This is a genomic window from Blastocatellia bacterium (genome assembly GCA_035275065.1).
Taxonomy (GTDB): domain Bacteria; phylum Acidobacteriota; class Blastocatellia; order UBA7656; family UBA7656; genus DATENM01.
The window spans coordinates 1-14371 of the sequence record DATENM010000002.1; the positions used below are offsets into that span (position 1 = coordinate 1).

General features: G+C 61.7%; 12 protein-coding genes. 4 read left to right on the forward strand and 8 right to left on the reverse strand.

Going from position 1 to position 14371, the window contains the following annotated elements:
• The first annotated feature begins 279 nt into the window (after positions 1–279).
• The 4 genes from VJ464_00580 to VJ464_00595 all read left to right on the forward strand — a co-directional run bounded on the left by VJ464_00580 (position 280) and on the right by VJ464_00595 (position 5593).
• Positions 280–1059: an ABC transporter ATP-binding protein gene (locus tag VJ464_00580; GenBank protein ID HKQ03596.1), complete on the forward strand. Its 780-nt coding sequence runs from the start codon at positions 280–282 to the stop codon at positions 1057–1059.
• On the forward strand, positions 1056–2279 hold the full coding sequence (locus VJ464_00585; GenBank protein ID HKQ03597.1) for an ABC transporter permease: 1224 nt from the start codon (positions 1056–1058) through the stop codon (positions 2277–2279). The genes VJ464_00580 and VJ464_00585 overlap by 4 nt, the downstream gene beginning before the upstream one ends.
• Positions 2280–2465: 186 nt before the next feature.
• Positions 2466–3719 (forward strand): lytic transglycosylase domain-containing protein, encoded by a 1254-nt coding sequence (locus VJ464_00590; protein HKQ03598.1) that lies wholly within the window; start codon positions 2466–2468, stop codon positions 3717–3719.
• Between the two features lie 251 nt (positions 3720–3970).
• Positions 3971–5593 carry a rhomboid family intramembrane serine protease gene (locus tag VJ464_00595; protein ID HKQ03599.1) on the forward strand — a complete coding sequence of 541 codons (1623 nt, stop codon included), beginning with the start codon at positions 3971–3973 and terminating at the stop codon, positions 5591–5593.
• A 45-nt stretch (positions 5594–5638) separates the two neighbouring features.
• Here VJ464_00595 and VJ464_00600 read toward each other — a convergent pair whose 3' ends face one another.
• The 8 genes from VJ464_00600 to VJ464_00635 all read right to left on the reverse strand — a co-directional run bounded on the left by VJ464_00600 (position 5639) and on the right by VJ464_00635 (position 14341).
• On the reverse strand, positions 5639–6013 hold the full coding sequence (locus VJ464_00600; GenBank protein HKQ03600.1) for a four helix bundle protein: 375 nt from the start codon (positions 6011–6013) through the stop codon (positions 5639–5641).
• Between the two features lie 34 nt (positions 6014–6047).
• Complete coding sequence (locus tag VJ464_00605; GenBank protein ID HKQ03601.1) at positions 6048–9224, reverse strand: TonB-dependent receptor; 3177 nt, start codon at positions 9222–9224, stop codon at positions 6048–6050.
• 259 nt (positions 9225–9483) lie between these two features.
• On the reverse strand, positions 9484–9885 hold the full coding sequence (locus VJ464_00610; protein HKQ03602.1) for a helix-turn-helix transcriptional regulator: 402 nt from the start codon (positions 9883–9885) through the stop codon (positions 9484–9486).
• A 2-nt stretch (positions 9886–9887) separates the two neighbouring features.
• Complete coding sequence (locus VJ464_00615) at positions 9888–10175, reverse strand: hypothetical protein (GenBank protein HKQ03603.1); 288 nt, start codon at positions 10173–10175, stop codon at positions 9888–9890.
• Between the two features lie 11 nt (positions 10176–10186).
• Positions 10187–11266 (reverse strand): molecular chaperone DnaJ, encoded by a 1080-nt coding sequence (dnaJ, locus tag VJ464_00620; protein ID HKQ03604.1) that lies wholly within the window; start codon positions 11264–11266, stop codon positions 10187–10189.
• A 116-nt stretch (positions 11267–11382) separates the two neighbouring features.
• Positions 11383–13305: a molecular chaperone DnaK gene (gene dnaK, locus VJ464_00625; GenBank protein ID HKQ03605.1), complete on the reverse strand. Its 1923-nt coding sequence runs from the start codon at positions 13303–13305 to the stop codon at positions 11383–11385.
• A 182-nt stretch (positions 13306–13487) separates the two neighbouring features.
• A complete protein-coding gene (locus VJ464_00630) occupies positions 13488–13955 on the reverse strand; it encodes a hypothetical protein (protein ID HKQ03606.1) in 468 nt (155 codons plus the stop codon).
• A 29-nt stretch (positions 13956–13984) separates the two neighbouring features.
• Complete coding sequence (locus VJ464_00635) at positions 13985–14341, reverse strand: cupin domain-containing protein (protein HKQ03607.1); 357 nt, start codon at positions 14339–14341, stop codon at positions 13985–13987.
• Positions 14342–14371: the final 30 nt, after the last annotated feature.

Below are 14371 nucleotides of genomic sequence, written 5' to 3' on the forward strand. Positions count from 1 at the left end.
GGGCCGAGACCGTCGAGCAGCCCTAGGCGCGCGGCAAAGTCCGAGGCGCAACTTCGGGGAAGTTGCGGCCTCCAGGGCCCGAGGCGCCACGGGCCTTGACCCACGCCCAGCGCCAAGGGTTGACGGCTGGGGTCGGGCAAGGGTTGTCCCTGATCCCCGCTCCGGGACTGACCCCACGCGAAAACCGGTGGCCGGCTACCTCCCGCGGCGGACGTGTCAGCGCCCGCGCGCCCCGACGATGAGACTCGACGATTTCGAAGACTCTTCCAGGGGGAACCAATGTCCATCACGGTCGCGCCCGCCACGACCACGACCGCCGCGCGGGCGGTCGACGTCTGGAAAATCTACGGTTCCGGCGAGGCCCAGGTTACGGCGCTGCGGGGCGTCAACGTCGAGCTGCACCGGGGGGCCTTCACCGCCATCATGGGGCCGTCCGGCTCCGGCAAGTCGACCCTCATGCACTGCCTCGCCGGCCTCGATACCGTGACCCGGGGCCAGGTCCACATCGGGGACGTGCCGATCACCGGGCTCACCGACTCCCGCCTCACCAAGCTGCGGCGCGACAACGTCGGCTTCATCTTCCAGCAGTTCAACCTGCTGCCGACCCTGACCGCGCAGGAGAACATCCTGCTGCCGCTGGCCATCGCCGGTCGGAAGCCGGACAAGGCCTGGTACGACACCGTCATCGACACGGTCGGGCTGCGCGACCGGCTGGGCCACCGGCCGAACCAGCTCTCGGGCGGCCAGCAGCAGCGCGTCGCGATCGCGCGGGCGCTCGTCACGCGGCCGCGGATCATCCTGGCCGACGAGCCGACCGGCAACCTCGACAGCCGCACCTCGATTGAAGTGATGGACGTCTTCCAGCGGCTGAACGAAGAGCGCGGCATCACCATCGCGCTGGTCACACACGAGCCGGACATCGCGCAGTATGCGCGCCGCGTCGTCGTCTTCAAAGACGGGCGCATCAAGCGCGACGAGCGCGTTGAGAATATGCGCTCGGCGCGCGAAGAGCTTGAAAGCCTGCCGCCGCCTGAAGAAGACGAGGAGGACGAAGAATGAACCTGTGGGGAACTTTTAGGATCGCTTTGCGGGCGCTGTCACGCAACAAGATGCGCTCCATACTAACGATGCTCGGCATCATCATCGGCGTCGCCGCGGTGATTGCCGTCGTCGGCATTGGCCAGGGCGCGTCGGCTTCGATTCAATCGCAGATCGCCCAGCTCGGCAATAACATGCTTTACGTCATGGCCGGCTCCAGCAATCAAGGCGGCATGCGCGGCGGCGCCGGCTCGACGCCGACCTTGACGCCGGAAGACGCCGACGCCATCGAGCGCGAATGCCCGGCGGTGCGCGCCGTCAGTCCCGGCGTGCGCGCCAACGGCCAACTGGTCTTCGGCAATCAGAACTGGGCGGCGTCGAGCGGCATCCAGGGCACCAACGAGAAGTTCCCCGACATCCGCGCATGGCCGGTCGCCAAGGGCGAGTTCTTTACCGAAGGCGACGTGCGCACGGCGGCGCGCGTCTGCGTCATCGGCAAGACGATTGAGGACAACCTCTTTGCCGGCGCTGACGCCATCGGCCAGACGATGCGCATCCGCAACCTGCCATTCCGTGTCATCGGCGTGCTGAGTACGAAAGGCCAGAACCAGTGGGGCCAGGATCAGGACGACACGGTCATTGTGCCCTACACCACTGCGCAGAAGAAGATGCTGTCGATCACCTGGATTCATCAGGTCATGGTGTCGGCGGTGAGCGCCAGCGCGACCTTTACCGCCGAGCAGCAAATCACCGAATTACTGCGCCAGCGCCACCGCATCACGGCGAATATGGACAATGATTTTTCGGTGAGAAACCTCACAGACGTGGCCGAGGCGGCGGACGCGTCAAGCAAGATCATGACGAACCTGCTGGCATCAGTTGCCATCGTCTCGCTGATGGTCGGCGGCATCGGCATCATGAACATCATGCTGGTGAGCGTCACCGAGCGGACGCGCGAGATCGGCATCCGCATGGCGATTGGCGCGCGCAGCGGCGTGATTCGCCGCCAGTTTTTGATCGAATCGATCACCCTGTCTTTGGTCGGCGGCCTCATCGGCGTCGGCTTTGGCATCGTCGCGTCTATCGTCATTGCAAGAACGCTGAACTGGCCGACGCTGGTGTCGCCCTATTCGATTATCGCTTCGGTCGTCTTTTCGATGCTGGTCGGCATCGCCTTCGGCTACTACCCGGCGCGCAAGGCGGCATCGCTCGATCCCATTGACGCGCTGCGCTACGAGTAAGGGAGCAGGGGCCAGGGGCCCGGGGCTAGGGGCAAGAAGAAGCTCGCCGCGATGACGATCACGGCCAATGATGAAATCTTGCAATTATGTTGCTAGCCCCTGGTCTCTAGCCCCTATTCCCTATTCTTCGGGTATAATTAAAAAGTGAACAACACCCGTGCCCCACGCGTTTTGGAAGTCATGTTCATGAGAATGAAACGAACCGCGACGATCCTCGTGCTGTGTGCCGCGCTGGTCGGCGGCACACCGCTCGCGCGTGCCGCGTTCGCTTCAGACACCGACAATTCGCCGACGGCGCAAGAGGTCAAACAGGGGCTGGTCCAGGACGCCAAGAAGGCTGCCGGGCTGCACTTTCAGCGCGGCGAGCAAGCCTACAAGGGCGGTCAGTACGATATGGCCCGCCGCGAGTTCGACGAGGCGGTTGATTCCATCCTCACCGCGCCCATCAATATCGCCAACGATGACGAGCTGCGCGCTTACTACCGCGAGCTGATCGAAAAGATCAACCGCTATCAGATCATCTCGATGGAGCAGAAGGACGGCGGCTTCAGCGAGCAGCGTTACGAGCCATCGCCGCTCGACAAGCTGGCTTCGCTCTCTGAAGCCGAGCTTGAAGAGGTCGCCGCGGACGACGAAGTGATCAACGCGCGCTTCAACTTCAACTTCGAGTCGGCCTACCCGATCAAGCAGTTCATCAGCTACTTCACGCGCGGGCGCGGGCGCGCGACGATGGAAGCCGGATTGGCGCGCTCTGTGCGCTATCGCGCGATGGCCGAGCGCGTCTTCAAGGAAGAAGGCGTGCCGACGGATTTGATCTGGCTGGCGCAAGTCGAATCGGGCTGGAACCCCTATGCGCTGTCGTCAGCGGCAGCCAAAGGCATGTGGCAATTCATCCCCGCGACCGGCTCGCGTTTCGGACTGCAACAGAATTACTGGGTTGATGAGCGCGCTAACCCGGAAAAATCAACGCGCGCCGCGGCCCGTTATCTGAAATTCCTGGCGACCCGTTATCGCAACGACTGGGCGCTGGCGCTGGCCGCTTATAACACCGGCGAAGGCAATGTGGACGCGGCGATTGCGCGCGCCGGCACGCGCGACTTCTGGCGCTTGCACCGCAGCGGCCACCTCGCGCAAGAGACACGAAACTATGTGCCGGCGATCCTCGCCGTGGTGACGATTGCCAAGTCGCCCAAGCAGTATGGCTTCGATCTGCCGCCGGCGTATCCTTATCGCTACGAAACGCGCTTGATCGCCAAGCAGACAGACCTGCGGCCGCTGGCTAAGAAGCTGAACATCTCTTACGGCGCGTTGCTGGAGCTGAACCCTGAATTGCAACGCGGCACGACGCCGCCGGGCAAGCACGCGCTGCGCGTTCCCGCCGCCAGCGCCGTGAAGACCGAAGCGGCTGAAGAACCCACCGCCGTCACCAGCACGCCATAGTAAAAGTCACCGCCAGGTTTCATTCACCGAGCCGTATGAATGAAGCCTGGCGGTGGACTATCAACACGCCTGAAGTGGCCAACTCGCCCTGCCTCGCCGCTCGACGCCGACCGGCAAATCGCCGCGAATATTAGTATTGAAGCGCCCCTGCCGCTTTGTTATCATCGCCACAGTCTGTTGGTCGCGCCCGCGAGCGCCGGTCCTTCATGATGCCCCTCCGTTGCCGCCCCGTCGATTTGCGAGGTCTCTCCATGTTCGAGCTGTTCATCTTTATCGCCATTGTTATTTTCCTTACCGTCATTGGCAGCTTCATCCCCATCGGCAACGAAAACTCGACTGTCCGCCGCTTGCCCTGGGTGACCTTCGCCATCATGGGAATTTGTGTGTTGACTTACTTTGTGACCTTGCCGGCGCAGGCAGGGAGCCTGAAGGAAGTCGTCGAAAGCCTGGGCGACCTCGAAAAGTTTATGGACAAGAACGAGGCGTTGATGGCCGACGAAGACGTCCGCAACAAACTGGTGCAGTACGGCCTTATGCCCAGGCAGGCCGCCGACCAGATCAAAGAGCAATTGAAGAAGGACCCGGAGCTGGCACGCCAGTATGAAACCTGGCTGGCCACCTCGGACGCCATACAGTTGCGCGAAGAGTTCAACAAGAAACTGATGGCCTATGTCGAGGCGCGCAAGAGCACGATCAATTATCGCTTCGGCGTTGCGCCCAACGGCGAATGGAAAATCTATCAACTGATCACCAGCGCCTTCCTGCATGGCGGCTACGAACATCTGTTCGGCAACTTGATCTTCTTCTTCGCCATTGCTTTCGTGCTGGAGGATTACTGGGGGCGCGGCGTCTTCCTGGGCTTTTACCTGGGAGGTGCCATTGCGGCGTGCATCCCCTACATGGTTTCACCCTCGACGGTGCCGCTGATTGGCGCTTCGGGGGCGATCTCGGCGACCATGGGCGCGTTCCTCATTCGCCTGCCGCGCACCAAGATCAAGCTCTTATTCTGGCCGGGCAATTTCCTCGGCTTCCTGCTGACCCGCAAGCGTCTGGTGGTGATGGTGCCCAGTTACCTGTTCTTGATCGCTTACTTCATCGAGAACCTCATCCTCTGGTATTTCAATCGCAAGAATAATGGTGGCGGCACGGCGTTCTCGGCGCACATCGCCGGCTTTATCTATGGCGCGGCCTTCGCCGGAGTGATGAAGGCGACGAAGTATGAAGAGACCGTCATCAACCCGAAGATCGAAGCCAAAGTATCGTTCGCCGCGCCGCAGGCCGTACAGGAAGGCTTAGAGATGATGGATCAGGGCAAGCTCGACATGGCCGAGCGCAAGCTGCGCACGCACCTGATGAAAGAGCACGACAACCTCGAAGCCATCCTCGCCCTGATTCACGTCTATGAGAAGCAACAAAACTATGATCAGCTCAATGCCATGTATGGGCGCTTGATCCGCCATCACTTACAACACAACGACAAGGAAGCGGCATTGCTGGCCTACGACAATCTGCTGTCGGCATTCCCGGATAACGCCATCTGCCCGCGCATCCCGTCGCGTGACTGGATGGTGATCTGTGATTACCTGCACGAGGCCACGATGAACCGCGAAGCGGCGGTCGAATACGAGCGCCTGAGCAACGCCTGGCCCGCCGACACCAACACCGTGCGGGCGCTGGTGCAGGGCGCGGAATGCGCGCTCGCGGTGCTCGATCCGGAACGTGCCCTGCGCATGTTCGAGCAGGCCGAAAAGCTCGCGCCGCCGCAGGCGCTCGCCTCAAAGATCGCCCTGGGATTGGAAAAATGTCACCGCATTATCGACAATCACCCGAACTTCAAAAAGCACAAAAAGCCGAAGATGCCCATTTGGACGTAGGAGGCAGGAGGCAGGAGGCAGGAGGCAGGAGGCGGGAGGCAGTAATCAGGGTTGGAATCTATCTGGGTGTGCAATCATGCTGCCGAGCATTCTACCTATCTCTTCGTACCCTTTGGTGAGTTGTAATTGGCGATCTTTGGATAAGTAGCCACAGTCACGTGCGAAATCTAACCAGACCTGTGTTTCAGCCGCTTCGCCATCTGCATCGGCCATTTTGCTGACAAACATTTTACTGTACTGGCGCTTTCGATAGCCTTCTGCGATATTCGCTGCAACACTGCGAGAAGCGCGACGAATCTGATCCGTCAACGAGTATCGTTCTTCTGGAGGAAAAGATTTCGATTCATGGAAGATGTCCATCGCCAACTTATAGGCTAATTGATAGACCTTCAAATCTCTGTATCCATACAAGCTAGTCATCCTGCCTCCTGCCTCCTGCCTCCTGCTTCCTGTTTCAAAACCACGCTTTCAAGCTGAGCTGAATCGTGCGCGGGCGCTGGGTGCGGCGCGGCAACAGGAAGTCTGCGTCATTGCGGTCAATGAATTCAGAGCCGAAATTAAAAGTCGTGTTGTTAAACAGATTGAAGACGTCAATGGCCGGGCGCAGGCGTAGATGCTCGTTGACGCGAACCGTTCGCGAAGCGCGCAGATCAATCGAGCGTGATCCCGGCCCGCGGCCAAAGTTGCGCGGCAGGTTGCCGCTCGAACCAATCGGCGCGAGCTGGAGCAAAGCTTTCACATCATCAGCAGTGGCGCTGCCGGGCCGTCGCCATTCGGGGCGACCCAGAGGCCCGATAAAATTCGGGCGGTCGTTGTCAATGTCATTCAGGTTACGATCTACGCCGGAGCCGATGTTGAACGGGCGCGACGAGCCGAACGAGACAATCGGCGCCAGATCGATCTCGACGCGCGGAATTTGAAAGATGCCGCTGAAGGTGAAGCGGTGCCGCTGGTCTTGCAGTGACAGCGAGCGCTCGGCGCGACGGTCGGCCAGGTCTTGCGGCGACGCGGTGTTGGTGGTGCCTTCGTCCACCAGCTTCGACAGCGTGTAGACGCCGCGAAACGTCATGCGCCGGCCCGCCGCATAGCGCACCGAAAAGATGCCGCCGTGGTAAAACGAATTGCCCGTAGATTCCAGCAACTCAACCTGCGTGAGCGTCGGGTCGGGGCGCAGGAAACGCACCGCGTTGAGCGCCGCCGCGATGTTCGCAGACATCGCCGTGTTGAGCCCGAGCGTCAGAATGCGCACGCCGTTGCGGACGGCAATCGCGCCCGCCGAGGTCGAGGTGTTGGCGCCGAGATCGAAGCGAACCACGTCGGCGTTAGCGCTGCTGACGGGCCGCCGGCCCGCGGTGTTCGGACGGTTGTCGAAGTCGCGGCTCAACAGAAACTCCGTCAGGTCGGCAAAGCCTTCGGGCACCTGCGGCGCGTTGATGTTCGATTCGCGCCACAGGTGCGCGCCGCGCGTGAAGATGTAATCGGCGCTGGCGACGATCTTGCGGCTGATCTGTCGCTCGACGCCGAGGCCGGTCTGCATCGTATAGGGAATCTTCAGGTCGTCGCTGACGCGGCGCAGGAAGCTCGCTTCGCGGATGCCGAAGCGGTCGGCCAGCGAGCGGTCGGTGATCGGCGCAGGAAACTTTACAGAATCGAGAACCGCCGGCGTGATGTCCGAATCGACGCTGAGCGTCGAGCGCCCGAGCGAGAAATCATCAATCGTTCTGAGCAAGGCGCGATTGTAAAACATGCCGAAGCCCGCACGCACGACGGTCTTCCCCGGCTCGGCAAGCTTTTTGAATTTGCGAAACAGCTTGCCGCCGAACGGGTCCCAGGCGATGGCGACGCGCGGGCTGAAGTTGTCGCGGTCTTTCAGTATCGATTCGTTGTCCCAGCGCATCCCGAACGACAGCGTCAAGTTCTGGCGCAGGTGCCATTCATCTTGCGCGAAGACGCCAAGCACGTTGTTCGACAACTGGCTTTCGGTGTCGAAACGCTGCACGAACTGTTCGGGGCGGTTAGCGAGAAAGTCTTCGACGCTGGCGAAGGTGTACTCGCCGCCGGTCGCGAACAGGTCGGTGAACGACGAGCGCACCAGTTGGACATCCATGCCCACTTTGAACAGGTGCGCGCCATAGATCAACGACAGGTTGTCCTGAAGCTGAAAGCGGCGCTCTTCTCTGGCAAAGGCCGGCGAGCCATCGGTGCCGGTGTACGAGCCGGCAGTGACGCGCTCGGGCTGGCTGATGATGAGGCTGATCGAATCAGCGCCGGCGCGATTGCGCGGCAGCAGGCGCGAATACTGCGCCCGCGCCTGGTTGACCAGACGGCCCGAAAAAATGTAGTTGTCGGTGCCGCTGATCGAATCGCTGTTGCGGCCTTCGATGAGCAGCGTATCGAGCAAGCGCGCGCCGCCGGGGAAGCCGCGCTTGTTTTCGCCGCGCTGCGCGTCGAAGCGCGCCGAGGCGTTGTGCGAAGCCGTGAAATTAAAGTCGGCGCGCCCATTGATGACGTTGCGGTTTTCGGGCGTCGAGATGGCGTCGGTAAACAATCCCACAAGGCTGCCGGCGCTGACCGGTTGATTCGGCGGCGGCAGCGCGAAGAGCGGGTTGATGGCGACCGGCACGGTGGCGTTGATCTCGGCAAAGTCGGTCACGTCGAGCCGCTCGTAGCTGGCGAAAAAGAAATCGCGATGCCGGCGGATCGGCCCTGAAAAGATTCCGCCTTCGCGGCGCTGCTGCTGCGGCACGCGATCCAGGCCGCGCGCGTTGCGGAAGTAGGTGTTGGCGTTCAGCGCTTCGTCGCCGAAGTAAAAGTAACCTTCGCCACGAAACGCGTTGGCGCCGCCGCGCGTCCGCAGGTTGATGCGCCCGCCCGAGGCGCGGCCATATTCGGCGGCGTACTGATTGGTGATGATCTGCACTTCGGCGATGGCCTCGGGGTTGAGCGCGATGCGCTCGCGGGCGCCGCGGTCGTCGTTGTTGTCGAGCCCGTCAATCGTCAGGTTGTTGGAGGTTGCCGGCGCGCCGGTGAGCGAAAAGATGCCGGCCTCTTCCGGCGAGTTACGCACAAAGACGCCGCGCCCTTCGTCGGCCAGGTCGGCAGTCGAAAGCGGCGCTTCACTGACGCCGCCGAGCAGGAAGACCAGCTGTAGCGGGTCGCGGTTAATGATGGGCAGTTCGTCCAGCTCGCGGCGCGTGATCGTGTCGCCGGTGACGGTGCGCGTCGTGTCAACCAGCGGCGGGTTGCTCGCCGTCACCGTCACCTGTTCGCTGACCCCGGATGGTTGCAGCGCGAAGTCCATCGCCAGGACGCGCCCGCTGGTCACGGTCGTTTCGCGGCTGTCGGACTCGCGAAAGCCGTCTGCCGTCACCTTGAGCATATAGCCGCCGGGCGCGTTCACCGTGATGCGGTAACGTCCTTCGCTATCGGTCACCGCCCCGCGCTCGACGCCGGTCGCCGTGTGAATGGCTGAAACGCGCGCCCCGACCACCGCCGCGCCGGCGCTGTCGCGCACCGCGCCTTGGAAGGTGATGTTGTCAAGATCATCGGCGCGCGCCGACAGACTGGCAGACAGCATGAAGCCGAGCATGGCGACACCGATTGCCTTCTTCAGATGGAGAAGCCGACTCATACGCTTGCGCCCCCGTTTATTGCTTTGACTGGATCGTAAACCCGAAAGGCCCATTGTGATCTTCGCTACTTCGGTGAACGCCGCTCAGGCGGCGCGAAAAGCGAAAGGAACACGGCGAGAAGCATATCGAAAAACCGGCGGAAAGCAAGCAGGCGGGGAGAAAAAGAAATGACGAACGATGAACGATGAACGATGAATTAGGGAGACAAGTCTCATGCGCTGGCATTGCCTCGGCAGTTCATCATTCATCATTCATCATTCATCGTTCAGGCGGCCTGCCGCCTTTGACGACCAGCTCGATGCGGCGGCGCGGCACCAGGGCGCTCTTCGAGTGCTCGTCGGGGCGGAAGATTTCGTGGCCGATGTTGTCGTGTAGGTACTGTAGAAAGTTCTCGAACTCGCGCTGCATCAGCCGCATCTTTTCGCGCATGTTCAAGATGATCTCGACGCCCGCGAGGTTCACGCCCAGATCGCGCGTCAGGTTCAAGATCAATTCGAGCTGCTCGATGTCTTCTTCGGTGTAGTAGCGCGTGCCTTTCTCTGAGCGCGATGGCTTAATCAGACCTTCGCGCTCATACATGCGCAGCGTCTGCGGGTGCACGCCATACTGCTCGGCGACGACGCTGATCGTGTACTTTTTGACTTTCTTGTTTCTCGACATGGCTACTCGCTCGCCGTGCGCTCAAGGTCGTCGCCCTTGGCGCCGGTTTTGGTCATTCCCTGCTGTTCGTCTTTCAGCATCTCGACGGCGGCGCGCTTGGCCTTTTCGTTCACCAGGAACTTATCCAATTCCAGCATACCGGCGCGCAGCATCGAATTGCGCGTGTCCGCTAAATCGCGCTCGTACTCGGCGGCGGTGCGATTCTTCAACCGCTGGCGCTCGCGCATGAGCGCCCAGAACCCCAGGGCGATCAACGCCAGCACGGTCAGCCAGACGAGGGCATCGGTCATTGCAACCTCCGCTATTCAAGCCCCATCTCGGCGCGCGGGTTGTCCTGATTGTAGCGCGCAAACTGGTGGAGCAGTTCCTTGGTCTCTTCGCCGATCACCGGCGGCAGGGTGATCTTCACCTCGACGTACTGATCGCCGCGCACACCGCCGGCGCGCAAGCTCGGCGCGCCGCGCTCGCGCAGGCGGAACTTCTGCCCCGACTGCGTGCCCGGCGGCACACGCAGCAGCGCCTTGCCGTCCACGGTCGGCACTTCGATCTTGGCGCCGAGCGCCGCTTCCGGCACAGTGATCGGCACTACACAATGGATGTTGTCGCCGCGCCGCTTGAAATAAGGATGATCGCCGACGTTCGTGATGAGGTAGAGGTCGCCGGGCGGGCCGCCGTACTGACCGGCATGGCCTTTACCGGCCACGCGCACGCGCGAGCCGGTTTCGACGCCCGCAGGGATGCGCGCCATCATAGTTTCACGCTGCGGAGTGATGCCCAGCCCCTGACACTTTGAGCAAGGCTGCGGCACTTTGCCTGAGCCGTTGCAGTTGGCGCAGCGCGCCGCGCCACCGAAGATGCGCTGCTGCTGGCCGCTGCCATTGCAGGTCGGACAGGTCACCGTCTCGCCGGCCGTTTCGCCTTTGCCGAGACAGGCGGCACAGGCTTCGCTGCGCTCGATTTCGAGGCTGGTCGCCTGGCCGCGCATGGCCTCTTCAAAAGTGAGGCTGAGCGCATACTCGATGTCGGCGCCGCGCGTCGGCTGGCGGCGCGGCGTTGCCTGACCGCGCACGCCGCTGAAGATTTCTGAGAAGATGTCGCGGAAGTTGGCGGCACCGAAATTCGAGAAGTCGAACGGCGCGCCCGCCGCCGCGGCGTGCTCCGAGTAGTAACCGAGCCGGTCATAGACCTCGCGCTTCTTCGGGTCCGACAGCACGTCGAAGGCTTCCGAGATCAGCTTGAACTGCTCTTCGGCGTCCTGATCGCCCGGGTTGACGTCCGGGTGATAGCGCCGCGCCAGTCGGCGGTACGCCTTCTTGATCTCGTCGGTCTTCGCGTTGCGCGACACCCCGAGCGCTTTGTAGTAATCGTGGTTCGCAGGCATGGTTAGTGACAAGTGACAAGTGACAAGTGACAAGACCGGACAAGAGAGAGCCAGCTAGTCAGATGATAAACAACCTACGCCGCGCTCCCTCTTGTCACTTGTCACTTGTCACGCCTTTACTTCTTGTCGTCGACGTCAACGAAGTCGGCGTCAATCACGTCGTCGCCGCCCGACGCGCCTGCCGACGCGCCCGCGGCGCCGGTGTCGCCGCCCTGGCCGCCCGCCTGGCCGCCGCCCTGCTGCGACGCTTGCTTGTACATGATCTCGGCCAGGGTGTGCGTCGCTTTCACCAGGTTGTCGTACGCCTTGTTGATCTCGTCGGCGTCATCGACGTCGAGCTTGCCTTTGGCCTCGGCAAGCGCCGATTCGATGTTGCTGACGGTCGCGGCGTCAACCTTGTCGCGATGCTCAGACAAGGTCTTCTCGGTCGAGTAGATCATGCCGTCGAGCTTGTTGCGCGCCTCGATGCGCTCGCGCTGGCGGCGATCATCTTCGGCGTGCGACTCGGCGTCTTTCATCATGCGGTCGATCTCGTCTTTCGACAGGCCCGACGACGCGGTGATGGTGATCTTCTGCTCGCGCCCTGTGCCGAGGTCTTTGGCCGAGACGTTGACGATGCCGTTGGCGTCAATGTCAAAGGCGACTTCGATCTGCGGCACGCCGCGCGGCGCCGGCGGAATGCCGACCAGATGGAACTTGCCGAGGGTGCGGTTCTGCGACGCCATGGAGCGCTCGCCCTGAAGCACATGGACTTCTACGGACGTTTGACTGTCGGAAGCGGTCGAGAAGATTTCCGACTTGCGCGTCGGGATCGTCGTGTTGCGCTCGATCAGCTTGGTGAAGACGCCGCCGAGCGTTTCGATCCCTAAGCTGAGCGGCGTGACGTCCAACAGCAGCAGGTCTTTGACTTCGCCGCCCAGGACGCCCGCCTGAATCGCCGCGCCGACCGCGACCACTTCATCCGGGTTGACGCCCTTGTGCGGCTCTTTGCCGAAGAACTCCTTGACCATCTGCTGCACCTTCGGGATGCGCGTCGAGCCGCCGACCAGCACGACTTCGTCAATCTGACTCGACTTGACGCCGGCGTCGTTGAGCGCGGCACGGCATGGCTCGATGGTGCGTTGCAGAATATCTTCGACCAGTTGCTCGAACTTGGCGCGCGTCAGCTTCATCACCAGGTGCTTCGGCCCCGACTGATCGGCGGTGATAAACGGCAGGTTGATCTCGCTCTCCATCGTCGAAGAGAGTTCGATCTTGGCCTTCTCCGCCGACTCCTTCAGGCGCTGCAACGCCATCTTGTCTTTCGACAGATCGATGCCCTGGTCTTTGCGGAACTCGTCAATGATCCAATCGATCAAGCGCTGATCGATGTTGTCGCCGCCCAGGTGGGTGTCGCCGTTTGTGGATTTCACCTCGACGACGCCTTCGCCGACTTCGAGGATCGAGATGTCAAAGGTGCCGCCGCCGAAGTCGAAGACGGCAATCGTCTCGTCTTTCTTCTTGTCCAAACCGTAGGCGAGCGCCGCGGCGGTCGGCTCGTTGACGATGCGCTTGACGTCGAGACCGGCAATGCGGCCCGCGTCCTTGGTCGCCTGGCGCTGCGAGTCGTTGAAGTAGGCCGGCACGGTGATGACGGCTTCGGTGACTTTCTGGCCGAGAAAGTCTTCCGCCGCCTGCTTGAGTTTCTGGAGGATCATCGCAGAAATCTCCGGCGGCGACCAATCTTTGCCGCCCGCCACGATGCGCACGTCGTTGCCCGCCTGCGTCACCTTGTACGGCACCATCTTCATCTCTTCCGAGACCTCGTCAAAGCGCCGGCCCATAAAGCGCTTGATCGAGTAGATCGTGTTTTCAGGATTGGTGACCGCCTGCCGCTTGGCGACCTGGCCGACCAGCCGGTTGCCATCCTTGGTGAAAGCCACCACCGAGGGCGTCGTCCGCGAGCCTTCCGCGTTGGTGATCACGACCGGCTCGCCCCCCTCCATCACGGCGACAACCGAGTTGGTTGTCCCCAGGTCAATTCCAATGATTTTGCCCATTTTTTAAACGCCTCCAGATTTTAAGGTCAACTTTATCTTAATACTTGAGCGTGTTATTGTCAAGTTTATCTTCAGTAAAACAGTCAGATTTCGGAGAATGGGGTAGGAGATTGATGTGGCGCAAGGCGGTTAGCTTGCGCGAGCCAATGCGCAATCAGATTGCGCCACAGAGTAGGGTTGCTTTAGTCGCCGGCTGGAGGTTTTTTGAAGTGAGCCAGGGTGAATGCGACCGCCGCATAGATGACCAGCAAAGCGCCCGCCGGCACCAGCCAGACGGCCAGTCCGGGGTCGCCTTCCGCGTGCCAGATGCCGGCGACGAAAAAGCCCACAGGCATCAGCACCGCGCCGCTGCGCAAGGCGGTGTGCGCCGCTTTCGGGACCGTGACGCCGCGCTCAAGGACGAGCGCCGCCGCCACCAGCAGGATGCCGAGCAAGGTGCCGTGTGTATGCCCCAGACGGAACAGCTCGCGCCGCTGCGGGTCGCTCAGGTAAGCCGGTATCTTGTAGCCGAGCAGCCCTTCAAGCAGCAGCCCGACAGCCATCCATACGGCGATGCTCGCCCAGCCCTGCCTGAGCAGGCGGTCTGCGGGACTGAGCGCCGCCGGCGGTTTCACGGCGTCGGGCGGAGAGTTCGGTTTCGCTTTGCTCATGGGATCAAGGTCGGGTAGCGATCAGCCGTTCACTTCGCGTATTGATCGGCGCCGAGAAAGTGGAGCGAGACGTAAGGCTCCGTGCCGACGACCCAGCTATCGTGGGCGACCGGCGGAACATAAAAAATCGTCCCCGGCCCAAGCTCGGTGATGTCGCCGTCGGGTGAAGCAACCGTGGCCGTCCCGGAGACGACCATGCCGACGTGCTCGACTTCGCAAAACGCCGTTCCGGCGATGGGGCTGACGTGCTCGGACCATTTCCACCCCGGCTGATAAGTCGCTCGGCCAACCGTCATGTTGCCGACGCGGACGAGCTCCAGCTTGCCTTTCTCAAACAGCCGCACCTCGTCGGGATTATCAAAGCGCTTCAAGACGACTTCGAGCATAAACCCTCCTCAGAGTGAATGACTGCGGTG

Bases quoted from the DNA above. Each gene is read 5' to 3' on its own strand.
- VJ464_00580 (HKQ03596.1), top strand. From the start codon at position 280: ATGTCCATCACGGTCGCGCCCGCCACGACCACGACCGCCGCGCGGGCG.
- VJ464_00585 (HKQ03597.1), top strand. From the start codon at position 1,056: ATGAACCTGTGGGGAACTTTTAGGATCGCTTTGCGGGCGCTGTCACGC.
- VJ464_00590 (HKQ03598.1), top strand. From the start codon at position 2,466: ATGAGAATGAAACGAACCGCGACGATCCTCGTGCTGTGTGCCGCGCTG.
- VJ464_00595 (HKQ03599.1), top strand. From the start codon at position 3,971: ATGTTCGAGCTGTTCATCTTTATCGCCATTGTTATTTTCCTTACCGTC.
- VJ464_00600 (HKQ03600.1), bottom strand. From the start codon at position 6,013: ATGACTAGCTTGTATGGATACAGAGATTTGAAGGTCTATCAATTAGCC.
- VJ464_00605 (HKQ03601.1), bottom strand. From the start codon at position 9,224: ATGAGTCGGCTTCTCCATCTGAAGAAGGCAATCGGTGTCGCCATGCTC.
- VJ464_00610 (HKQ03602.1), bottom strand. From the start codon at position 9,885: ATGTCGAGAAACAAGAAAGTCAAAAAGTACACGATCAGCGTCGTCGCC.
- VJ464_00615 (HKQ03603.1), bottom strand. From the start codon at position 10,175: ATGACCGATGCCCTCGTCTGGCTGACCGTGCTGGCGTTGATCGCCCTG.
- dnaJ (HKQ03604.1), bottom strand. From the start codon at position 11,266: ATGCCTGCGAACCACGATTACTACAAAGCGCTCGGGGTGTCGCGCAAC.
- dnaK (HKQ03605.1), bottom strand. From the start codon at position 13,305: ATGGGCAAAATCATTGGAATTGACCTGGGGACAACCAACTCGGTTGTC.
- VJ464_00630 (HKQ03606.1), bottom strand. From the start codon at position 13,955: ATGAGCAAAGCGAAACCGAACTCTCCGCCCGACGCCGTGAAACCGCCG.
- VJ464_00635 (HKQ03607.1), bottom strand. From the start codon at position 14,341: ATGCTCGAAGTCGTCTTGAAGCGCTTTGATAATCCCGACGAGGTGCGG.